Source organism: Wenzhouxiangella limi (genome assembly GCF_010499265.1).
Classification (GTDB): domain Bacteria; phylum Pseudomonadota; class Gammaproteobacteria; order Xanthomonadales; family Wenzhouxiangellaceae; genus Wenzhouxiangella; species Wenzhouxiangella limi.
Genome location: NZ_JAAGSC010000039.1, coordinates 109,559 through 131,287, shown reverse-complemented (window position 1 = coordinate 131,287; position 21,729 = coordinate 109,559). Strand labels below are relative to the sequence as shown.

The following is a 21,729-nucleotide window of genomic DNA, read 5'->3' as shown; positions in this document are numbered from 1 at the left end:
CCGGTTGGAGTCGATTCAGTGATTGGCGGCGGTGCGCTCACCGCGCGTGATCTGCTGCACCAGGCCCTGGACGTCCAGGATCAGTGCAACCTCCCCGCTGCCCATGATGGTCGAGCCGCTGATACCGCTCAAGCCGGTAAACACCGGGCCCAGCGGCTTGATGACGGTCTGGAATTCGCCCATCAGGCGATCGACCACCAGGCCGACCGACTGGCCTTCGGCCTTGACCACGACCACCGACCGGCGCTTGGGGCGCTCGCCCTGGACGCCAAAGCGGTGGCGGATGTTGACCAGCGGCAGGACGTTGCCGCGCAGGTTGATGTAGGTCTGGCCGTCGCGCTCGGTCTGGTCGACTTCCGAGAACTCGACGCATTCTTGAACCACGTCGAGCGGCACGACGAAAGCCGCCTTGCCAACCCCGACGACGAAACCGTCGATGATGGCCAGGGTCAGCGGCAGGATGATGCGGATGGTCGTACCCTCACCCGGGGCCGAATCGATCTCGGTGCGACCGCGCATTTCGATGACGTTGCGGCGAACCACGTCCATGCCGACCCCGCGCCCGGAAATGTTGGAGACCTGTTCGGCCGTCGAAAAACCCGGCCTGAGAATCAGATCAAAGATCTCGGCGCGGCTGAGCTGCTGATCCTCGCCCACCAGGCCCTTTTCGCGCGCCTTGGCCAGGATCTTGTCCGGGTCCAGTCCGCGCCCGTCGTCGCCGACCTCGATGACGATGTTGCCCGAATCGTGGTAGGCGTTGAGGCTGATGGTGCCGGTCAGGGGCTTGCCGGCCGCTTCGCGCTCGGCCGAAGACTCCAGGCCGTGATCGACGGCGTTGCGCACCAGGTGCATCAGCGGATCACCGATCTTTTCGACCACGGACTTGTCGAGCTCGGTGTCGGCGCCGGTAATGGCCAGGTCGACTTCCTTGTCGAGATCGGCGGCCATATCGCGCACTACCCGCTGGAACTTGCTGAAGGTCGCGCCAATGGCCACCATCCGCAGCTTGAGCGAGGCATCTCGCATCTCTTCGAGCAGATCGTTGAGCTTGGACATCGACTCGATGAGTTCCGCGTTGCCCAGGATCTGGGCCTGCAGAAATGTGCCCGCCCCGGCCGTGACCAGTTCGCCGACCAGGTTGATCAGGTGATCGAGCTTGTCGGCATCCACGCGCAGGCTTTTTTGCTTGCGGTTGATGGCGTCGCGCATCTGGGTCTGCTTCTGGGCGGCAGCATCAACCACGGGGGTAAGGCGATCATCGTCCTGGGCGACGATTTCGCCCAGGCGCCGCGACTGGTCAGCCTCTTCCGCCGCAGCCTGCAGGGCCAGTGCCTTGGCCAGTTCGGCCTCGGTCAACGCGCCGCATTCGATCAGGATTTCGCCGATCCGGCGGTCGCTCTCCTCGCTCATCGATTCAATCAGATCGATGTAGTCCGACAGGCGCGAGTACGGGGCCAGGATGTGGATATCGCTGTCTTCGCGGATAAACTCGAAGACGTCCTCGATCTCTTTCTTGGTGGCCGAAGACATGAAACGGATCTCGAAGCCCAGGTAGCAGTCCTCGGGATCGTAGTCGGCCAGGTCGGGCAGCCAGTCGTCCAGGATCAGGATGTGGCGCACGGTGCCGATGTTTTCGAGAAAGCGCAAAAACGAGATCGGGTCCATGCCATCGCGGAAGGAGTTGCGACCGAACCGCAGCGAGATGTGCCAGCAGTCGTTGTCGACCGTATCGTCGTTTTCATCTTCGGGGTAATCGTGGGCCTGCTCGACCTCCTTGCCGGCTGCCGGCAGACCGGATGTGTCCGACGCCGAACCCGCACCTTCGTCCAGGTAGGCGCCCAGCTCCACGATCAGCGCCCGGCTGAGGATGCGGCTGTCCTCGCTGACCTCGCCATCGGCCTCGGTCTCGTCGACCAGTGTGGCGATGTGGTCCTGGCAGCGCAGCAGCAAAGAGACCAGCTCCGGAGACACGCCGACATCGCCGTCGCGCATCCGGTCGAGCAGGTTCTCGACCACGTGGGTAAAATCCACGATCCCGTCGAGCCCGAACAGCGAGGCCGACCCCTTGACGGTGTGCGCGGCCCGGAAGATGGCGTTGAGCGTCTCGGGCAACGCGTCGGCATCCTGGTGCTCGATTTCGAGCAGCTGGGCCTCCATGTCCTCTAGCATTTCGCGGGCTTCGGTGAAATAGGTCTGAAGGGCGGCTTCCATGCTCATGCGCTTTCTCCCTCGGTCTGGCCGGACTGCGTGCGACGCCCGCTGCCCTGTTCGCCGGGCAGCACCACCGGGTCGCCGAACCACGACACCAGCCCCAGGGTCTCGAAGACATCGATCACCGGCTGGCTGTGGTTGACCAGGGAACACTGATGCCCGCGCGCCTGGCAATGACGACGCGCCAGCATCAGCAGCTGGGCGCAGCTGCTGTCGATGTCGCTGACATCAGACAGATCCACGACCAGGCTTTCGTCCTTGTCGAGCAGCGGCAGGAACTGCTGGGCGAGGTCCTGGGCCTGGTAGATGGTCAGTTCTCCTTCCAGGACCACATGGCTGGCCCCGTCGCGTGATTCCACCTGCAGCATGATGCCTCCCCGCGCTCGCGCGCTATTGAATCAGTTTGTTGACCGCCGCCAGCATCTGCTGGGGTTGAAATGGCTTGACGACCCAGGCCTTGGCACCGGCCGCGCGACCCTCGTCTTTCTTGTCGGCGGCCGATTCGGTCGTCAGCATGATTACCGGGGTAAAGCGCGTATCCGGACGCTTCTTGACCTCTTTGAGAAAGGTCAGTCCGTCCATGTTGGGCATGTTGACGTCGCTGATGATCAGGTGGACGCGTCCGGCGTCAAGCTTGGACAGACCATCGACGCCATCGCAGGCCTCGACGACGCGATAACCGGAGTCCTTCAGCGCCAGCACCACCAGCTGGCGCAGGGACGCCGAGTCGTCGACAATCATTACCGTCTTTTCCAAGGCGCTGTCTCCTGCTGTATTTCAGTGTTGCCCAATTTCAGAGTTACCTAGAAGAACTCGATTTCCGAATCCTGCTCGGCCTGGTGTTCCTCGCCCTTGTGCGTTCGATGCTGGTCGAGCATGGTGTAACTGGCCTGCATCTTGGCCAGCCAGGCGTCGGCGTCGAAACCCAGCTTGTGGATGCGACCGTCGGCATCCTTGGCTTCGCTGATCTCCTGCTCGAGCTCGCGCAGGTTGTGGCTGACCTGGGTCAGGATCTGGCTGACCCGATCCTGGAACTGCAGCTCCACGATCAGCTGCTCGATCACCCGGCGAACGCCTTCGGCATCTTCACGCAGGTTGGTGGAAGACTGCTGAAGCTGCCCGATCACTTCCCGTGACTTGGTAATCACGTGATCGATGCTCTGCTCGGTCTCGGCCAGCTGCTCGCTGGACCGACTCAGGGCCTGTTCTGCAGTATCTACCGTTGACTCGATGGACTTTTTGATCGAGGTCACTTTTTCGGTCATTTGCGTCGCGGTTTCGCGCGAGCGCGAGGACAACCCGCGAATCTCGGTCGCCACGACCGAGAATCCCTTGCCGGCCTCACCCGCGCGCGCCGACTCTATGCCGGCGTTGAGCGCCAGCAGGTTGGTGTGATCGGCGATCGAGACGACTTCTGTCGCCATGTCCTGAAGTTCGGTGGTGAAGGTCTTGAGCTGGCGCAGCTCTTCGAGCATCTGCTGGCGCGACTGCTGGGTCTGGCGCAGGGCATTGACCGCGTCGGACAGGTCGGTCTGGCTGCTGTTGAGGGTGCCGATGACGTGGTCGCTGCCGTCGGTCTCCGAGGAGGCCGACACCGACTGGTTGAGGCTGTCGATCAGGTAGCTGAACTGCTGCATCAGCCCCGAGACCGACTCCTCGACGTAGCGGTTGGAGTGATCGATATGCCGCGACCAGATCGGCAGCGACTCACCGACCAGCTGCTCCAGCGCCCCGTCCGGCGCCGCTGCCTCGGCCGCCGCGGCTGCAGCGCGCGCCTGTTCTGCCTGCTGGTGATGCATCCACCAGGCGCTGAGGGCCGCTGCGGCGAGCACAATCGCCCCGAGCGTGGCCGAGGTCGCGTTCAGGCCGATCAGCCCCCCGATCCCGGCCACCGCGAGCATCGCCGGGGCAAAGATCGCCAGCGTCATGCTGCGGGCGCTGCCCGCCGACTCCCTCGTTGAACCGGTGTCCCTGGCCTGCATCAATTCCAGACCCTCCTTTCTACTCGACATCATAACGTAATCCTCGGAGTTTGCTGTATCGGGCCGGGGAACTGCAAGGCCGGTGCCAGCGCCATCAGGCCGTGCTTTCCGACGCCGCCAGCGCCAGCAAGGCCTGCGGAATATCGCCCAGCGCCAGCACCTGGTCGCTGGCGCCCAGACGCACCGCTGCGCCCGGCATCCCCCAGACCACGCTGGTGGCCTCATCCTGGACCAGGGTTTCGGCGCCGGCGTCGTGCAGGGCCTTCAGGCCGCGCGCACCGTCGTCTCCCATGCCGGTCAACAACACGCCGATGGCGTTCTTGCCGACGTGACGGGCCGCGGTCAGGAACAATACGTCCACGCTCGGGCGGTGGCGATTGACGCGCTTGCCGTCATGGACCTGGCAAACCCACTCCAGCCCCGATCGACCCACGCCGAGATGGCGATCGCCGGGCGCGATGTAGGCGTGCCCGGGCTGGATGCGCATCCCGTCTTCGGCTTCGCACACCGTCATGGCCGAATTCTGATCAAGACGCTCGGCAAACGGCTGGCTGAACGAGGCCGGGATGTGCTGGGCGATCACGATCGGCGGTGCGGTCGCCGGCAGCACCTCCAGGATCTCGCGCACCGCCTGGGTGCCCCCGGTCGAGGCCCCCATGACCACCAGCCGCCGGCTCGATGCGGTGAAACGCTCGATGCGCGGCGGCGGTGCCGCGCGCAATGTTCTGGGTTTCGAGCTCGCCGCCGACTTGACCTTCTCGATCAGTTCCTGGGCGTATTCACCCAGCTTCTCGCCAATATCGGCCTGTGGTTTGCCGACGTAGTCCACCGCGCCCAGGCCCAGGGCTTTCAGCGTGGCATCGGCGCCGTGCTGGGTCAGGGTCGAGACCATCACCACCGGCATCGGCCGCAGCCGCATCAGGTTTTTTAAAAACGTGATGCCGTCCATGCGCGGCATTTCGATATCCAGCGTGATGACGTCCGGATTGAGCAGCTTGATCTTGTCGCGGGCGACAAACGGATCCGGGGCGGTGCCCACCACCTCGATGTCCGGATCGCTGTCGAGCACCTTCGTCAGGATGGTGCGAACCAGCGCGGAATCATCGACGATCAGAACACGAATCATGGTGAACCCTCCCTCAAACCTGCGGCAAAGCGGCGCCCGCCTGCGCCATTGCGGCCCGCTCGCTCTTGAGCATGACCTGACCATCCCCGGAATCGACGTAGCGAACGAACGCGCGCCCGGTGTGGGTATCGAAGCGCACCTGGCGCGAAACGCGCTTGCCGACTTCCTCGGCAACGATCGCGATCGCCTGGCCTTCCAGGTAAGCGCGGGCGAATTCGATGTTATCCCAGCCGACTCGATTGGCCGGACCCATGGCGCTGGCCCCGCCGAACAGCTTGGCCCGCAGGCGATCCTGACGGGCACCCAGCCGCAGGACGCCGTGCAGGATCCAGGGCAGCGCATCATCACCAAAACGCACATCATCGGGCGGCGGCGAGCGTTCATTGCCGCGCGGCAGCATGAAATGATTCATTCCGCCCACGCCGCTGACCGGGTCGAACAGGCACACCGCCACGCACGAACCGAGCAGGGTCAGCAAGCGCCTGGGTTGGGCCGAGATATAACCGCCGCCCAGCAGGACGCGGGTCAGCGCCTCGCCGCTGACGGCATCGACGAAATCACTGGTTTCGCCGACCCGCAGCCACTGTTCTCCCGGCCCCTTGGTCATTGCTTTTTCCTGTAGATCGTGCCGCCGATCAGCTCGAAACGGTCGGTCAACCCATGCAGGCTCTCGGAATGTCCGATAAACAGCAACCCCCCAACCGGCAGCAGTTCGGCGTAGCGGTCGACGATGCGGGCCTTGACGTCGCGATCGAAGTAAATGAACACGTTCCGGCAGAATATCACGTCGAACGGCCCGCTCATCGGCCATTCCTCCAGAAGATTCAACGGCATCACGCGCACGATGCGCTTGAGTTCGGGACGCACCATCACCCGGCCGTCCTGGCTGCCGCCGCCGCGCAGGAACCAGCGCTTGAGCTGCTCCGGCGGCAGCCGCCCCACCCGCTCGAGCGGATACACCCCCTCGCGGGCAAAGCGGATCATGTTGAAATCCAGGTCGGTGGCCAGGACGCCGATATCCCAGCCCTTCTCATCGCCCAGGCCTTCCATCAGGGTAATGGCGATCGAGTAGGCCTCCTCGCCACTGGAGCAGCCGGCCGACCAGGCCCGGATCCGCCGCAGGCCGCGCCCCCGCAGGCTCGGCAGGAACTGGGTGGTCAGATACTCGAAGTGGTGGATTTCGCGAAAAAAGGCGGTGACGTTGGTGGTCAGCGCCGAGGCCAGGCCATCGCGCTCGATCTCGGGCGCGGTGCGGATGTAGTCCAGGTACTCGCCGACATCGCGGATCCCCAGCTCGCGCATGCGCCGGGTGATCCGGCCCTGGACCATGGAGCGCTTGTTTTCGCCGATGACGATACCGGCATAGTCGCGGATCAGCCCGCGGATGAAATCGAACTCCGCGGGCGTGAGCGTCTCTCGCCCGGCCATCAGCGACGCCCCCGGGGGCTCAGAACTCTTCCCAGACCGCCTCGGACTCATCGGCCGGAGCCGCGGCCGGCTTGTTGCGGGACTCGCCGGCCGGGGCGGAAGCCGACCGCGACGCACCCGAGGTTCTCGGCGCCGGGCTTGACGCGGCCGAGACACCGCCCTGGATGCGGAAGTAGGAAATCTTTTCGGTCATCTGCAGGGCCTGCTCCTCCAGCGCGCGGCTGGCGGCCGCCGCCTCCTCGACCAGCGCGGCGTTGCGCTGGGTGACCTCGTCCATCTGCGACACGGCCCGGTTGACCTCTTCGATGCCAGCCGACTGCTCGTAGCTGGCCGCCGAGATTTCAGCGACGATTTCAGCCACCTGTTTCACGCTGGCCACGATCTCTTCGAGCGTCTTGCCCGACTCGTCGACCAGCTCGCTTCCGGTCTCGACCCGGTGCACGCTGTCGGTGATCAGGCCCTTGATTTCCTTGGCTGCTGCCGCGCTGCGCTGGGCCAGGCTGCGGACTTCGGCGGCAACCACCGAGAAGCCGCGCCCCTGCTCGCCGGCACGGGCCGCCTCGACCGCGGCGTTGAGCGCCAGCAGGTTGGTCTGAAAGGCGATCTCGTCGATGGTGCCGATAATGGCCGAAATCTGCTCGCTGCTGTCGCTGATGCCCTGCATGGCCTCGATCGTGCGGCGAACCACGTCGCCCCCGGTCTCAGCCTTGCCGCGCGCGCCTTTGGCCAGCTGGTTGGCCTGGCTGGCGTTGTCGGCATTCTGCTTGACCGAGGCGGTCATCTGCTCCATGGTCGAGGCGGTTTCTTCCAGCGACGAGGCCTGCTGCTGGGTGCGCTGGGCCAGATCCTCGTTGCCCTGCGAAATCTCGCCGGCGGCATTGCGCACCGACATCGAGGCCTCGAGAATCTCGCTGACGATCTCTGCAATCCGGCGATCCATCTCGGCGAGCCGGCCCAGTAGTTCGCCCAGTTCGTTGTCGTTGTCCACGCCGATCTCGTGACCGAGTTCGCCGGAGGCGATCCGGTCAGCCACTTCCACCGCCGAGTGCACCGACTGGCGGATGCTCTCGCTGAGCGAGCGCACCATGGCGACCACGGCCACAATCAGCAGGATCACTGCCACAACCGAAACCGCCAGCACGATCTGTCCGATCAGAACCGCGCCTTCATGGCGTTCGCGGGCGCGTTCGCTCAGATACTCGGCGTAGTCGCTGGTCAGCGCCATCAGCGGCGTTATGGCCGGCTCCAGGCGCGTTTCAACCAAAAAGCGGGCGCGATCATATTCGGCCGCGGCCATGCTCTCGATCGCCTCGCTCGCCACGCCGGCAAAATCGGCGCGGGCGGCAACGATCTGCTCCATCAGGCCGCGCGCCCGCTCCGACTCGGCCCGCTGCCCGGTTTCCTGGAAAATCTGGCTCAGGCGGGCCAGATCGCGCTGCACCGCCGCTTCGTTTTCCTGGGCGATTGATGCGCTGCGCGAGGCCAGCGAAGACTGCACGGCCGCGAAGGTCGAAAAGGCGATATCGCGCGCCTCGAGCATGCTCACCACCCCGGCCATCTCGTTTTCGTGCAGCAAATCCATGCTGCGGTTGGACGACCACACGCTGGTCAGGCCCAGCCCCAGCCCGCCGAGGACCAGCAGGGCCAGCAGAATACCGACGACCACCAGCTTCTGGCGCACGCTCATCTGACTCGGGTTCATTTTCGCAAACATGATCGGTTGCCTCTTTTTTCTGATTGCCGGGCCGGTCAGCCCGGTGCCACCACGGTTTCCAGGGCGGCCAGTTCCTTCTGGTCGAAAATCCGCTCCAGGTCGATCAACAGGTACATGCGCTCATCGAGCAGCGCCACCTCTCTCACCAACGCCTTTTGTGCCGGCGTTCCGAGTTCCGGCGAAGCCAGCAGCCGACCCTGGGCCAGATCCACCACGTCCGAAACGCTGTCGACCACCAGGCCCACGTTGTTGACCATCTGGCCGTGCCCCAGGGCAACGATGATGACCACGGTGCGCTGGTCGCACACGCTCTCGCCCAGCCCCAGGCGCCGGCGCAGATCGACGATCGGGATCACCGCACCGCGCAGGCGCAGGATACCGAGCACGAAATCGGCCGCTCCCGGCACCGACCGGACAGCGCTCCAGCCGCGAATCTCGCGCACCTGGTTGATATCGATCCCGTAATCCTCGGCCTGGACCTCGAAGGTCAGGATCTTGGTATTCAGTCTCGTCGCCGGATCGGGCGGATGATCGTTCTCAGACATTCACCCTCCCCTTGCCTGCAGTAGCGGCCTGGCGGCAAAAGGCTTGAGTCGTTCCTCAGCCATGTTCATCATGCGTACTCGTCAATGATGGGCGCTTCGTCGTCATCCGGCGGCGGCCTGGGCTCGTCGCGATCGCCTTTATCCCTGCGCTTCGGGGCGCGTTCATCCCTGGCCGGCACCTTCTTGCGTTTCTTCTTTCGCACTCCCGGCCCAGACGGCACCGGCTGGAGTGGGTTGATGTGATCGATCTGGGCATGAAGCATCACGCATCCTCCCGTCTCAGCCCCGACACGCTGGCCGCGTCCAGCAGGATCAGCATGCCGATCGAATCGAGTTCGATCACGCCGCTGACGTGGGCCTCGTGGCCCACCAGGTCGGCTCCGCCCATCTTCTCCACTTCTTCGGGATTGAAGATATGGACCTCCAGCACTTCATCGACCATCAGGCCCACCGTCTCTCCCAGAACGTCCAGCACCACGATCCATTCCGACTCACCCGGCTCCCTGGAGGCGAGCCCCAGGCGCATCCGGGTATCGACCACGGTGACAATGCTGCCACGCAGGTTGATCACACCCAGCACGTGCGGCGGCGATCCGGGCACGGGCTCGATCAGGCCACCGTACAGGATTTCCTGGATCTGCAGAACGTTGAGACCATAGGACTGCTCGTCGAGCAGAAACTGCAGCCACTCCTCACGGGGGCCGGTGTTCTTGTCCTCCAGTGCTGTATCGATCACCGCGCTCATGCCGGTATTCCTTCGCATCCGCTTCTGGCTGGATGATCCAGCAAAATGCAGGCCAGCCGGGGCGCCATCGCGCGGTCGAATCGCGCGGTCACGGCAACATCCCCGCCAGCGCGTCAAGATCCAGCAGGGCCAGACGGCGTTCGGCGACGGTGCCGGCCAGCCAGGCGCGCGCGCTTCGATCACCCCGCCAGCAGACCTGCTCGACGTCCAGGGTCTCCAGGCTCCCGGCGCCCTCGGCGCTCACCGCCCACTGCCCGTCGTCCAGCACCACCAGCATCGTCGCCCGCTCGGCCAGCGGCCGCTGCAGGGCCGGCGCCGACGGCGGCAGCATCAGGCGGGCCAGATCGACCACCGGCAACGGACTGCCCGAGGGCGGGTTCAGGGTGCGGACCAGGGCGTCGGGCGGGCCGGCGAAGGTCCCCTCCGGCGCCAGCTCGGCGCTCACCCGAACGGCGGGAATGGCCAGGTTGAGTCCGCCGACGACAAAGCGGTAGTAGCGCTCGTCGTCGGGCAGAATCCGGCCGCAGGAAAGCGCCACGCCCGGCTCCGGCTCCGGCTCGGGCTCGGGCTCGGGCTCGGGCTCCGGCACGGCCGAGAGTTCGGACCAGCGCGTGGCCTCCGGCAGTTTCGATGCCACCGGGTCGGGCACGTGCTCCGGCGCGGTCGCAGAACCCGCGACCTCGCGCGGCGATTCGGTCGGCGCCGGGTCCTCGTGCAGCAGCTCGTCGAGGTAGTCGGCCAGCGCTTCCTGGTGCGTGCGCGAAGGCGTCTTTGCGCTCATGCCGCCTCCTCGTCATGCCCTGCGGCTTCAGCGGCCAGCAACTCGCTCAGCAGCTGGCGAAAAGCCTGGGCGCCGCGACTTTGCGGCAGGTGCTGGGGCAGCGGCAGACCGTTTCGGCTGGCCTCGCGGAACTGGGTATCGACCGGGATCACTTCACGCCAGAGCTCGTCGCCGTGCTGCTGGCGCAGCTCCTCCAGGGCGCCGACCGAGGCGCGGGTGCGCCGGTCGAACATGGTCGGGATGATCAGGCAGGGCAGCCGGGTCGAGCGCGAGCGATTGATCATGGTCAGCGTGCGCAACATCCGCTCCAGGCCCTTGAGCGCCATGTATTCGGTCTGGGTCGGGACCAGCACGCGGTCGGCCGCCGCCAGGGCGTTGACCATGAGCACGCCCAGGCTCGGCGAGCAGTCGACCAGGGCATGGCTGTAGCCCTCGGCGAGCTGGCGCAGCGCCCGGCTCAGGACCAGCCCCTGGCCCTGGCGCTGACCCAGCTGGCGGTCCAGCGTGGCCATCGCCGGCGTGGCGGGCAGCACGTCGATGCCGTCGATATTGCTCGCCACGACCACTTCGGACGGATCGCGATCGGGATGGGTGAACAGGTCGTAGACGCTGGCCTCGATGCGATCGGGTTCAAAGCCGAAATAAGCGCTCAGGGAACACTGCGGATCCATGTCCACAAGCAGCACGCGCTTGCCCTTATCGACCAGCCAGCCGCCCAGCGTCACGGCCACGGTGGTCTTGCCCACGCCGCCTTTCTGGTTGGCCACCACCCAGGTCTTCATCCGTTCTCCCCGGTCTCGTCATAGCGACCATACAGCGAGTCCGGTCCTTCCGGCGCGTCGGCCGCCAGCACCACGATCAGCACCCGCCGGTTGAGATTGCGGCCCTCGGCCGTGGCGTTGTCGGCTGTCGGCCGGTACTCGCCCATGCCGATGGCCGCCAGCCGCTCCGCGTCGATCCCGGCGTCCTGGAACAGGCGCACGACGTTGGCCGCGCGCGCGGCAGACAGCTCCCAGTTGGAGGGAAACAGCGCGGTGGAAATCGGCACGTTGTCGGTATGGCCTTCGACCCGAACCGGGTTCGGAAACGGCTGCAGGATCTCGGCGATCTGCTCGAGCACCGGCCGGGCGGCGGCGCTGACGGTCGCCGAACCGCTGGGAAAAAGGATATCGGTTTCGACCTCCAGCTCCAGCCAGAACGGGCTTTCGCGCACCCGGATGTTTTCCAGCTCGATCAGCTCGCCCAGCGACTGGCGGACCTCTTCGGCCATGATCCGCAGCCCGGCCTCGATATCGCGGGCACGATCTTCCAGGGCGATCCGGCGGGTTTCCTCGCCGGGGTCTTCTTCCAGCGCCACGGCCTCGCCGTCGCCGTCGCCGGACTCTTCAAGCCGCTCCAGCGGCGGCTGGTCGACCAGGCTGCGCGGGATCGGGTCCAGCTCAACATCCTCCCGGATCGTGCCTGCGCGCTCATCGCCGATCCGGATCGGCTGGGGGGTCCGGGGCTCACCCCGGAACGCGGCCAGCAGGGTCTCGGATAACACGCGGTACTCCCCTTCGTTGACCGAAGAGACCGAGTACATCACGACGAAGAAAGCCAGCAGCAGGGTGATCAGATCGCCATAGGGGATGGCCCAGCCCTCGTGGTTGCCGTGTTCCTCGACTTTTTTTCGCCGTCGGCCCATCGCCCATTCCCCGATCAGGCCAGAAAGCCGCGCAGCTTGGTTTCGATATTGCGCGGATTTTCCCCGCGCGCGATCGACACCACCCCTTCAACGATGAGCGCATGCATCCGGGTCTGGTCCTTGATCACGCTTTTGAGCTTGCCGGCCACCGGCAGGAAGAACAGGTTGGCCGAGGCGATGCCGTAAATAGTGGCCACGAAGGCGGCCGAGATGCCGGGACCCAGCTTGGACGGATCGGCCAGATTCTGCATCACCGACATCAGACCCATGACGGCGCCGATGATGCCCAGCGTGGGGGCGTAAATTCCGAAAGACTCGAACACCCTGGCCGCGTTCAGGTCTTTTTCTTCGCGGGTATCCAGTTCGACTTCCATGATGTCCTGGATCACGTCCGGTTCACCGCCGTCGACCAGCAACTGCAGGGCTTTCTGGATAAACGGATCGGTCTCGTCCTCGACCTGCGCTTCCAGCCCCAGCAGGCCCTGGCGGCGGGCCACCTGGCTCCACTGGAGCAGCTTTTCGACCATGGCTTCGGCCTCGATGCGCGGTGGCACGAACACCCATACGAAAATACCCAGGGCGTGCTTCATGGTGCTCATCGGCGTGTGCACCAGCCCGGCCGCGGCGGTGCCGAAGATGACGATCAGAAAAGCGGCCGAATCGAGCAGCGCGACCAGCCCGCTGCCCTTGGCCATGCTGCCGCCGATCAGCGCGATCGAGGCCAGCAGAAAGCCGATGATGCTGAGCACATCCATGGGACGGTCCCGGCTCAGCCCCCGACCGAGCGCAGCAGGCCGTTGACGTCGATGATCAGGGCAATCTTGCCGTCACCGGTAATGGTTGCCCCGGCAAAGCCGCGGATGCCGTGCAGCAGCGCGCCCAGCGGCTTGATCACCACTTCTTCCTGACCGAGCACGTCGTCGGTGACAAACCCCATCTTTTCGTTGCCGATCTGCAGGACGACGACATAGCCCACGCCTTCCGGCTCGCTGACCCCGCGCAGCAGATGGCGATGCAGAAACACCAGCGGCAGTGGCTTGCCGCGCACCATGATGACCTCGCGCCCCTCGACCCGGCGCACCCGCGAGCGGTCGAGAAAAAACACCTCGACGACGTGGGTCAGCGGAAAGGCAAAGATGCGCTGGCGCAGCCGAACCATCAGGGTCGGCAGGATGGCCAGCGTCAGCGGGACGCGAACCTGGATGGTGGTCCCCACCCCTGGCTCTGAATCGATGTCGATGACCCCGTTGAGTTCGGCCATGCGCGTCTTGACCACGTCCATGCCGACCCCGCGCCCCGAGACCTCCGAGACCTTGTCGCAGGTCGAAAGCCCGGGAGCGAACATCAGCGCAAAACACTCCTGCCGGGTCATCTTGGCTGCGGCCTCTTCCGACACCTGGCCTTTCTTGACCGCCTTGTCGCGCAGGCGGTCGGCGTCGATGCCGGCGCCGTCGTCACCGATGGTGATGACGATATGGTCGCCCTGCTGCTCGGCGGCCAGTTCGACCGTGCCGGCGCGCGGCTTGCCGGCGGCTTCGCGCTCGTCGGGCATCTCGATGCCGTGGTCGAGCGAGTTGCGCACCAGGTGGATCAGCGGATCGGCCAGGGCCTCGACCAGGTTCTTGTCGAGGTCGGTTTCCTCGCCGCGCATCTCGAGGTTGATCTCTTTATTGAGCGTGCGGGCCAGGTCCCGGGTCAGGCGCGGGAAACGCGAAAAGACCTTGCGGATGGGCTGCATCCGGGTCTGCATGACCCCCATCTGGAGATCGCCGGTGACCAGGTCGAGGTTGGCCACGGCTTTCTGCAGTTCTTCGTTGTGCAGCGAAGCACCGAGATTGACCAGGCGATTGCGAACCAGAACCAGCTCGCCGACCAGATTCATCACCGCATCCAGGCGCGAGACGTCGACGCGCACGCTGGTCTCCTGGGGTGCGGCGGCCTTCTTGACCGCCCGCGCCACGGCCGCATCGGCCTTGTTGCCGGCCGGCGCCGCGGCCGGCTCTGGCGGCGCCGCCGGTTTTTCGGGGGCAGCCGTTGCCGCGGGCGGCGGCGGTTCGGCCGGGGCCGCCGCGGGCGCGGCCTCGGCCCCGTCCTGCGGCGTCGGCGCCTTGCCCTGGCCGTGCAGGTCGTCGAGCAGGGCCTCGAACTCGTCGTCGGTGATCTCGTCGGAGGCCGGCTCGGCCGGCGCCGCCGCGGCCGGCGCTGCAGTCGGCGCCGGCGTGGCCTCCGGCGTCTTGCCCTCGAGTTGATCAAGCAGGGCTTCGAACTCGTCGTCGGTAATCAGGTCGGAATCGTCGCTGTCGGCGCCCTCGCTCCCGGCACCGTCCCCCTGGGCTTCGGCCAGCATGGCCTCGAAAGCCTGGTCGGCCGGATCCAGCGCCGCGGGTTCGGCCGGCTTCTCTTCAACCGGCTTGTGTTCGGCAGGAGGCGGCGGCTCGGTTGCAGGCTCGGTTTGCGGCCCGGAGACGAATCCACGCAGCGTCTGGATCAGTTCCGGCGCCGGCGGCGCCAGCTCCTCGCCGGCGCGCAGACTGTCCATGTTGTCGGTGACCACGTCCAGCGCCTGCAGCACCGCGTCCATGATGTCGGCATTGAGCTCCAGGTCACCGCGACGCAGGGCATCAAAAACGTTTTCGGCCGAGTGACAGGTCTCGACCAGCGAGCCCAGGTTGAGGAAACCGGCGCCGCCCTTGACGGTATGAAAGGCCCGGAAGATGCTGTTGAGCAGGGCCGGGTCGTCCGGCTGCTGCTCAAGCTGGACCAGCTCTTCACCCAACCCGTCGACCAGCTCGCCGGCCTCGGCAATGAAGTCTTCCAGGATGCTGTCGTCGAGTTGGAAACTCATGACACGGACTCCGGATCAGAACCCCAGGCTCGAGAGGATGTCGTCCACATCGTCCTGGTTACGGGCGCGATCGCTGTCCTCGCGCCGGCGGCGGGCATCGGCCTGCTGCTCGACCAGGTCGGCAGAGCGTCCGGAAATGCGGATCATGTTGACCAGCGTGTCCTCGACTTCCTTGACCAGGCCGATGATGTCGCGAATGATCTGGCCCGACAGGTCCTGAAAGTTCTGCGCGATCAGCACGTCCGAGAAGGTCTTGCGCAGGGTCAGCGCCTGGTCGGCGACCTGGCCGACGAACTGGCGCGTCCGGGCGACCAGCGCTTCGTTGACCTGGTCGCCGGCATCAAGGGCTGCCCAGCGGCTTTCGACCTGGTCGGCGCCGGTCAGTATCTGCTCGACCACGGGCACGGCCTCCTCGACCAGGTCCATGGTCCGGTGGGCGGACTGCTCGGTCATCTCGATGACCCGGTCGAGGCGATCCCGGGCGTCCGGGAAATCGGAGGTCGCCAGGCTGGCCACCCGCGAATCGAGCTGGAAGTTGGTCAGCGATTCGTGCAGCTGCCGGGTCAGGCGGCCAATATCCTGGAACATGGCCCGTTCACGCAGCGACGTCAGGTCGTCGAGCTGGGCCAGAAAGCGTTCCTCGTCGCCGCCGCGTGCGGTTTTAAGCAGGCGCTCCAGGGCTGGAATGTAGTCGTCGATGGACGTATTGCTGTCAGTCATGCTGTGCTCCCCGAAGTTCTTTTGCAAGGCCGGTCACTTCGACGCCTCGATGCGCTCAAAGACCTTTTCCATCTTCACTTTCAGCGTCTGGGCGGTAAACGGCTTGACCACGTAACCGTTGACCCCGGACTGCGCGGCCTCGATGATCTGCTCGCGCTTGGCCTCGGCGGTCACCATCAGCACCGGGATGCTTTTGAGTTTTTCGTCGGCGCGGATGGCCTTCAAAAGACTCAGCCCGTCCATGCCCGGCATGTTCCAGTCGGTGACGACAAAGTCGATCTTGCTCGACTTCAGGATCTGCAGCGCGGGCGCCCCGTCGTCGGCTTCCTTGATGTTGTTGAAGCCCAGTTCGCGGAGCACGTTCTTGACAATTCTGCGCATGGTCGAGAAGTCGTCGACCACCAGAATCTGCATATTCTTGTCCAAAACCTTCAAGCCTCCGTATTCATTGATTGCCGGTCGCTTGCCATCACTGGCGCCACTCGACCAGACGGGCCCGCAAACGCGCCAGGGCCTGACCATGCAATTGGCAGACCCGCGACTCGCTGACCCCGAGGACTTCGCCGATTTCGCGCATGTTGAGCTCGTCGGAGTAATACAGACTCATGACCAGCGCCTCGCGCTCGGGCAACTGGGTGATCGCCCCGGCCAGCGCATCCTGCGTCTTCCGTTGGGCCAGCCCTTCTTCGGGTCCGGCCTGGCTGGAAGAGAGCAAACCGCTGTCGGGCGACGGCGCCAGCTCCTCGGTGCTGAACATCCGGCAGCTGACCGCCTCGCGCGCGATCTCGTGGTAGCGCTCCAGCGATACGCCCAGCTCGGCCGCGATCTCGGTGTCGGTGGCGTGCCGGCCCAGCCGCGTTTCGGCCCGCTGCACCGCCTCGACCATTTCGCGCACGCTGCGATGGACCGAACGCGGCACCCAGTCGGTGCGGCGCAGCTCGTCGAGCATGGCACCGCGCATCCGGATGCTGGCGTAGGTCTCGAAGCTGGCACCCTGTTCTCCCCTGTATTTGCCGGCGGCCTCGATCAGGCCCAGCATACCGGCCTGGATCAGGTCGTCGACGTCGACGCTGTCGGGCAAGCGGCCGGCCAGGTGATACGCCACCCGGCGGACCAGCGATGAATACCGGCGCACCAGGCTGTCCTGCGACAGGTGCCCGACCGCCTGGTATTCAGCCGACAGGTTCACGGACGCGCCTCCGCGGCCGTTCCGTCGCCGCCCAGCGCCCGCTCGAAGAAAAACTCGAGGTGCCCGCCGGGACCTGAAGGCACACTCCATGTATCGGCCATATCGGCCAGTTTCTTGAATGCGGTCGAAGAACGCGACTCGGGGTACACGCTCACCACCGGCTGCTGACGCTGCAGGGCCTTGCGCAGAAAATCGTCGTACGGGACGTAGCCGGCATAGTTGAGGCTCACGTCCAGGTAGCGGTCGGTGACGCGCGCGATCTTGTTGTAGAGCGCCTTGCCCTCGGCCGGACTGCGGACCATGTTGGCCAGCACCTGGACCTGGTGCATGCCGTGATCGCGCACCAGCACCTTGATCAGGGCGTAGGCGTCGGTGATCGAGGCCGGCTCATCGCACACCACCACCAGCGCGTGGTGCGCCGCCCGGGCGAACATCGTCACCGACGTACTGATGCCGGCGGCGGTGTCGACCACCAGCAAGTCCACATCATCAGCCACTTCGGAAAACGCCTGGATCAGGCCGCCGCACTCGGCGGGGCCGAGGTTGGTCATGCGGGCGACCCCCGACGAGGCCGGCACGATCTTCATGCCGCCCGGCCCTTCGACGACGATATCGGCCAGCTCGCAGCTGCCGTCGAGCACGTGCGACAGGTTGCGCCGCACGTTCAGCCCCAGCAGCACGTCAACGTTGGCCAGGCCCAGGTCGGCGTCGAGCATCCAGACCTTGCGCCCGCGCAGCGCCTGGACCGTGGCCAGGTTGACCGAGACGTTGGTCTTGCCCACCCCGCCCTTGCCGCTGGCCACGGCGATCACCTGGACCGGTCTGCGACCCGTCGGGGCGGCCAGTCCGGCGGCCTGGTTACCGCCCTCAACCAAAGGCATACTCGGCGCTCCGGCCCAGCTGCTGGGCAAACACGTCGTCATCCATCTCGTCTTCTTCCGGTTTTGTCAGTTCGTGCGCCCGGCGCACGAGATTGCGCGCGCTCGCCCGGCGCAGATGCTCGGGCACCTCCTGCCCATCCGTACTATAGGCGATCGGCAGGCGATGGCGGACCAGAACGCTCAACAGACCGCCCAGACTGGCCGCTTCGTCGAGCTTGGTGACCACGCAACCGGCCAGCGGCAGGCGGCTGAAGGCCGACACGGACTCATCCAGCGCCGGCAGCTGCGAGTTGGCGGCCAGGACCAGATAGGGTAGCAATGGCCGCCCGGCGCTTTCCAGCGATTCCAGCGAACGCTCCAGGCGGGCATCGCGCGCCCCGACCCCGGCGGTGTCGAGCAGAATCAGGCGGGCATGGCTCAGGCGGCCGATGCGCTCGGTGAGCTGGGCGGCCGTGGTTGCCACGTAGACCGGGATGTTGAGCATTCGGCCGTAGGTGAACAGCTGCTCCTGGGCGCCAACGCGGTAATCGTCGGCGCTGATCAGGGCCACGCTTTCCGGGCCGTGCTGGTGGGCGTAACGCGCGGCCAGTTTGGCGATGGTGGTGGTCTTGCCGACGCCGGTCGCGCCGACCAGGGCGATCACCCCGCCGGTGTCCAGCGGCTCGGTCTCGCAGACCGGCAGGCGCTGGGCCAGCTCGCCCAGCACCTGGCGCCAGCCGACGCCGAAGTCGTCAGCCTCGCCTTCCAGGCCGTTGGCCAGTTCCTGGGCAAGCTCGGGCGCCAGGCCCAGGTGCAGCAGCTGGCGCAGGATCGCCGCCCGCGCCGGGCTGCGCCGGGCCAGGTCGTTCCAGGCCAGGCTCGACAGCTGCCCTTCCAGAATGCGGCGCAGGGCGTTGATCTCGGCGCGCATGCTGACCAGGGTGGGTTCCTGCGACCACACGATCTCGGGCTTGCGGCGTCCCTGCGGTCGCGGTCGGGGTGCTGGCGACGCCTGCGACGAGGCGGCTGCCCCGGCGTCCTCGGCCTCGAGCAAGTCATCGACCGGCGAGCGGCCTTCAGCGCGCTCCGACGCCGGCGCGCCGTGACCCTCACTCGGGCTGTCGGCACGACCCGGTTCGCGCGTCAGCGCGGCGGCCGCCTCGTCCTGGCCGTGGCGAACCGCCTGCTCGACCAGGCTTTCGTCGTAGTCGACCGCCGCGATCAGCTCCAGCCCGCCGTTGACCCGGCGGCTGGAAAGAATCACCGCGTCGGGACCCTGTTCCTTGCGGACCATTTTCAGTGCCTGGCGCATGTCCGGTGCCATGTATCGCTTGATTTTCATATCGCTCGGCTTCCTCGTTGCTCATTCGGCGGCTGGCAGACGCTTGCGCGTCGACATCAGCGCGCCACCGACCCGACCAGCCGCAGCTGCTTGTCGTCGGGGATTTCGTTGTGGGCCAGCACGTGCAGGCCGCTGACCGCCTGGCGCACAAAGCGCGCCAGCATGCCGCGGATGCTCGGCGGCACCAGCAGCACGGCGGCCTCACCGCGGGCTTCCTGTTCGCGCGTGGTGCGCTGCAGCGATGTCTGCATGCGCTCGGCCAGGCCCGGTTCCAGCGCCCCGCCGCCGCCTTTCTGGGACAGGTCGTGGAGCATCTGTTCCAGCTCCGGGGCCAGCGTGATGACCGGCATCTGTTCGTTCATGCCATTGATCTCCTGGACGATCTGGCGACCCAGCGCAACCCGGACCTCGGCCAGCAGCGCATCCGGATCCTGGGTGCGCGCGCCGTGCTCAAGCAGGGCCTGGCAAATCGTGCGCAGGTTGCGAATCGGCACCTTCTCGGCCAAAAGGCTTTGCAAGACCCGGGCCACGGTCGCCAGCGGCAGGGTCTTGGGCACCAGCTCCTCGACCAGCTTGGGCGAGGTCTTGGCCAGCACGTCGAGCAGCTGCTGGACGTCCTGGTGACCGAGCAGCTCGTGGGCGTGCTTTTGCATGATCTGGCTCATGTGAGTGGCGATCACGGTGGCCGAGTCGGCCACCGTATAGCCCAGCGTCTGGGCGTGTTCGCGGCTGCCCGGCTCGATCCACACCGCGGGCATGCCGAAGGCCGGATCGGTGGTGTCGATGCCCTGCAGCTGGCCGCTGACCCCGCCGGGGTTGATCGCCAGCTCGCGGTCGGGATGAATTTCGGCCTCGGCGGTAGGCACGCCGAACACGGTGATCCGGTACTTGGTCGGCGGCAGTTCGAGGTTGTCGCGGATGTGGACCGGCGGAATCAGAAAGCCCAGCTGCTGCGAGAGCTTCTTGCGCACGCCCTTGACCCGCGCCATCAGCTCGCCGCCCTGGCGGCTGTCGACCAGCGGCACCAGCCGATAGCCGACTTCCAGCCCCACCGGGTCGGTCTGCGAGACGTCGTCCCAGCCCAGCTCGCGCGGCGCCTCAGGCTTGGCCTCGATCTGTTTCTGCGCCTCGGCCTCTCCGGCCTGCTCGGCCGCCTGGCGCTGGGTGTACTGCCACCAGGCCGCCGCGCCCGACAGCCCCGCCAGCAGCAGGAAAGCCATGTTGGGCATGCCCGGCACGATCCCCATCATGCCCAGCAGGATGGCGGTCAGTGCCAGCACGCGCGGATCGCCGAAAACCTGGGTGATGACCTCCGAGCCCATGTCCTGCGAACGCGACATGCGGGTAACGATGATGGCCACCGAGGTCGACAGCAGCAGCGACGGGATCTGCGCCACCAGGCCGTCGCCCACGGTCAGCAAGGCATACACTTCGACCGCGCCGGCAAAGGCCATGTCGCGCTGGAAGATCCCGATCAGCAGCCCGCCGATCAGGTTGATGACCAGAATGATGATGCCGGCCACGGCATCGCCGCGCACGAACTTCGAGGCACCGTCCATGGCGCCGTAAAAATCCCCTTCCTGGCGGACCTCTTCGCGCCGCTGGCGGGCCTCGTCCTGGCTGATGACGCCGGCGTTCATGTCGGCATCGATCGCCATCTGCTTGCCGGGCATGGCGTCCAGGGTAAAGCGTGCGCTGACCTCCGAGACCCGGGTTGCACCCTTGGTCACGACGACGAAGTTGATCACCACCAGGATGGCGAACACCACGATACCGACGGCGTAGTTGCCGCCGATCACGAACTGGCCGAAGGACTCGATGACCTTGCCGGCCGCATCGGTCCCGGTATGCCCTTCCAGCAGGACCAGGCGCGTGGAGGCGATATTGAGCGCCAGGCGCAACAGGGTGGCGACCAGCAGCACGGTCGGGAAGACCCCGAACTCCAGCGGCCGGGCGACGTAGATCACGCCGAGTATGACGGCGATGGAAAGGCTGATGTTGAAGGTGAACAGCATGTCCAGCATCAACGGTGGCAGCGGCAGGACCACCATCGCCAGCACGACCAGAACCAGCAGCGGTGCCGCCAGTCCGATGATCGAAATCCGCTGCATAAACACCGGCAGGTTGGTGCTGTCCATTGAAGTCTGTTCCGGGTTGCTGTTCGGGTCGGCCCGTTAACTGCAAAAAACAGGCCACGGGTTTAGGTGGCTGAAATTTCAGCGGTTGTTTCGTCAGGGCGGAGATGGATCGGGTGCTGCCGGACGCCCCGTCGCCTCCGTCGGCACCGCGCGATGGAGAAGGATCGGGTGGTGGTGGACGCCCCGCCGCCTCCGGCGGCATCGATGTGGGTGGACGCGGATCGCGCGGTGGCTTTTGGGCGCTTTTAGGTCTGGTCTCTGGCGCGGGGCGGGATCCGGTTTCGGCTGAAGGCAGGTGCTGCGGATGACGGGCGGATGGCTGCCTGCTGATTTCCGCTGCCGTCTGCGGCGGCGGGGCGTCCACCACCACCCGATCTGACAGGTTTGTGGAAGGTTTTTCGGGCGCCTGTTGCGGGGTG

Annotated in this window: 21 protein-coding genes and 2 pseudogenes; all 23 read right to left on the bottom strand. The window is 66.0% G+C overall.

The window, feature by feature from the left end; all coding sequences use genetic code 11:
- Positions 1–15 precede the first annotated feature (15 nt).
- The 23 genes and pseudogenes from G3I74_RS06350 to flhA all read right to left on the bottom strand — a co-directional run bounded on the left by G3I74_RS06350 (position 16) and on the right by flhA (position 21,310).
- Positions 16–2,217, bottom strand: a complete 2,202-nt coding sequence (locus G3I74_RS06350; RefSeq protein ID WP_164210736.1) for a chemotaxis protein CheA — start codon at positions 2,215–2,217, stop codon at positions 16–18.
- Positions 2,214–2,579, bottom strand: coding sequence for an STAS domain-containing protein (locus tag G3I74_RS06345; RefSeq protein ID WP_164210735.1), 366 nt, complete (start codon positions 2,577–2,579; stop codon positions 2,214–2,216). The genes G3I74_RS06350 and G3I74_RS06345 overlap by 4 nt, the downstream gene beginning before the upstream one ends.
- 22 nt (positions 2,580–2,601) lie before the next feature.
- A complete protein-coding gene (locus G3I74_RS06340; protein ID WP_239056699.1) occupies positions 2,602–2,952 on the bottom strand; it encodes a response regulator in 351 nt (116 codons plus the stop codon).
- Between the two features lie 62 nt (positions 2,953–3,014).
- Positions 3,015–4,223 (bottom strand): methyl-accepting chemotaxis protein, encoded by a 1,209-nt coding sequence (locus G3I74_RS06335; protein WP_164210733.1) that lies wholly within the window; start codon positions 4,221–4,223, stop codon positions 3,015–3,017.
- A gap of 64 nt (positions 4,224–4,287) precedes the next feature.
- Positions 4,288–5,319, bottom strand: a complete 1,032-nt coding sequence (locus tag G3I74_RS06330) for a protein-glutamate methylesterase/protein-glutamine glutaminase (protein ID WP_164210732.1) — start codon at positions 5,317–5,319, stop codon at positions 4,288–4,290.
- A gap of 13 nt (positions 5,320–5,332) precedes the next feature.
- Positions 5,333–5,926, bottom strand: coding sequence for a chemotaxis protein CheD (locus G3I74_RS06325; protein WP_164210731.1), 594 nt, complete (start codon positions 5,924–5,926; stop codon positions 5,333–5,335).
- Positions 5,923–6,747, bottom strand: coding sequence for a CheR family methyltransferase (locus G3I74_RS06320; protein WP_164210730.1), 825 nt, complete (start codon positions 6,745–6,747; stop codon positions 5,923–5,925). Before G3I74_RS06320 ends, G3I74_RS06325 begins: the two co-directional genes overlap by 4 nt.
- 19 nt (positions 6,748–6,766) lie before the next feature.
- Positions 6,767–7,663, bottom strand: a pseudogene (locus tag G3I74_RS06315) (methyl-accepting chemotaxis protein); the annotation flags it as partial.
- A 264-nt stretch (positions 7,664–7,927) separates the two neighbouring features.
- Positions 7,928–8,434, bottom strand: a pseudogene (locus tag G3I74_RS15885) (MCP four helix bundle domain-containing protein); the annotation flags it as partial.
- Positions 8,435–8,496: 62 nt separating this feature from the next.
- Positions 8,497–9,006, bottom strand: a complete 510-nt coding sequence (locus G3I74_RS06310; RefSeq protein ID WP_164210729.1) for a chemotaxis protein CheW — start codon at positions 9,004–9,006, stop codon at positions 8,497–8,499.
- A gap of 68 nt (positions 9,007–9,074) precedes the next feature.
- Positions 9,075–9,269 carry a hypothetical protein gene (locus tag G3I74_RS06305; RefSeq protein WP_164210728.1) on the bottom strand — a complete coding sequence of 65 codons (195 nt, stop codon included), beginning with the start codon at positions 9,267–9,269 and terminating at the stop codon, positions 9,075–9,077.
- Positions 9,269–9,751, bottom strand: a complete 483-nt coding sequence (locus tag G3I74_RS06300; RefSeq protein ID WP_164210727.1) for a chemotaxis protein CheW — start codon at positions 9,749–9,751, stop codon at positions 9,269–9,271. The genes G3I74_RS06305 and G3I74_RS06300 overlap by 1 nt, the downstream gene beginning before the upstream one ends.
- Before the next feature lie 88 nt (positions 9,752–9,839).
- Positions 9,840–10,532, bottom strand: a complete 693-nt coding sequence (locus tag G3I74_RS06295) for a hypothetical protein (RefSeq protein ID WP_164210726.1) — start codon at positions 10,530–10,532, stop codon at positions 9,840–9,842.
- Complete coding sequence (locus G3I74_RS06290) at positions 10,529–11,314, bottom strand: ParA family protein (protein ID WP_164210725.1); 786 nt, start codon at positions 11,312–11,314, stop codon at positions 10,529–10,531. The genes G3I74_RS06295 and G3I74_RS06290 overlap by 4 nt, the downstream gene beginning before the upstream one ends.
- On the bottom strand, positions 11,311–12,216 hold the full coding sequence (motD, locus tag G3I74_RS06285) for a flagellar motor protein MotD (RefSeq protein WP_164210724.1): 906 nt from the start codon (positions 12,214–12,216) through the stop codon (positions 11,311–11,313). The genes G3I74_RS06290 and motD overlap by 4 nt, the downstream gene beginning before the upstream one ends.
- A gap of 14 nt (positions 12,217–12,230) precedes the next feature.
- On the bottom strand, positions 12,231–12,971 hold the full coding sequence (locus tag G3I74_RS06280) for a flagellar motor protein (RefSeq protein ID WP_164210723.1): 741 nt from the start codon (positions 12,969–12,971) through the stop codon (positions 12,231–12,233).
- Positions 12,972–12,985: 14 nt separating this feature from the next.
- On the bottom strand, positions 12,986–15,061 hold the full coding sequence (locus G3I74_RS06275) for a chemotaxis protein CheA (RefSeq protein ID WP_164210722.1): 2,076 nt from the start codon (positions 15,059–15,061) through the stop codon (positions 12,986–12,988).
- A 15-nt stretch (positions 15,062–15,076) separates the two neighbouring features.
- Positions 15,077–15,781 carry a protein phosphatase CheZ gene (locus tag G3I74_RS06270; RefSeq protein ID WP_164210721.1) on the bottom strand — a complete coding sequence of 235 codons (705 nt, stop codon included), beginning with the start codon at positions 15,779–15,781 and terminating at the stop codon, positions 15,077–15,079.
- Positions 15,782–15,814: 33 nt separating this feature from the next.
- Complete coding sequence (gene cheY, locus G3I74_RS06265) at positions 15,815–16,207, bottom strand: chemotaxis response regulator CheY (RefSeq protein ID WP_164210720.1); 393 nt, start codon at positions 16,205–16,207, stop codon at positions 15,815–15,817.
- 43 nt (positions 16,208–16,250) lie between these two features.
- Positions 16,251–16,970 (bottom strand): RNA polymerase sigma factor FliA, encoded by a 720-nt coding sequence (locus tag G3I74_RS06260; RefSeq protein ID WP_338063070.1) that lies wholly within the window; start codon positions 16,968–16,970, stop codon positions 16,251–16,253.
- Positions 16,967–17,851 (bottom strand): MinD/ParA family protein, encoded by an 885-nt coding sequence (locus G3I74_RS06255; protein ID WP_164210718.1) that lies wholly within the window; start codon positions 17,849–17,851, stop codon positions 16,967–16,969. Before G3I74_RS06255 ends, G3I74_RS06260 begins: the two co-directional genes overlap by 4 nt.
- Positions 17,838–19,172 carry a flagellar biosynthesis GTPase FlhF gene (gene flhF, locus G3I74_RS06250; RefSeq protein ID WP_164210717.1) on the bottom strand — a complete coding sequence of 445 codons (1,335 nt, stop codon included), beginning with the start codon at positions 19,170–19,172 and terminating at the stop codon, positions 17,838–17,840. Before flhF ends, G3I74_RS06255 begins: the two co-directional genes overlap by 14 nt.
- Positions 19,173–19,228: 56 nt before the next feature.
- Positions 19,229–21,310, bottom strand: coding sequence for a flagellar biosynthesis protein FlhA (gene flhA, locus G3I74_RS06245; protein ID WP_164210716.1), 2,082 nt, complete (start codon positions 21,308–21,310; stop codon positions 19,229–19,231).
- Positions 21,311–21,729: the final 419 nt, after the last annotated feature.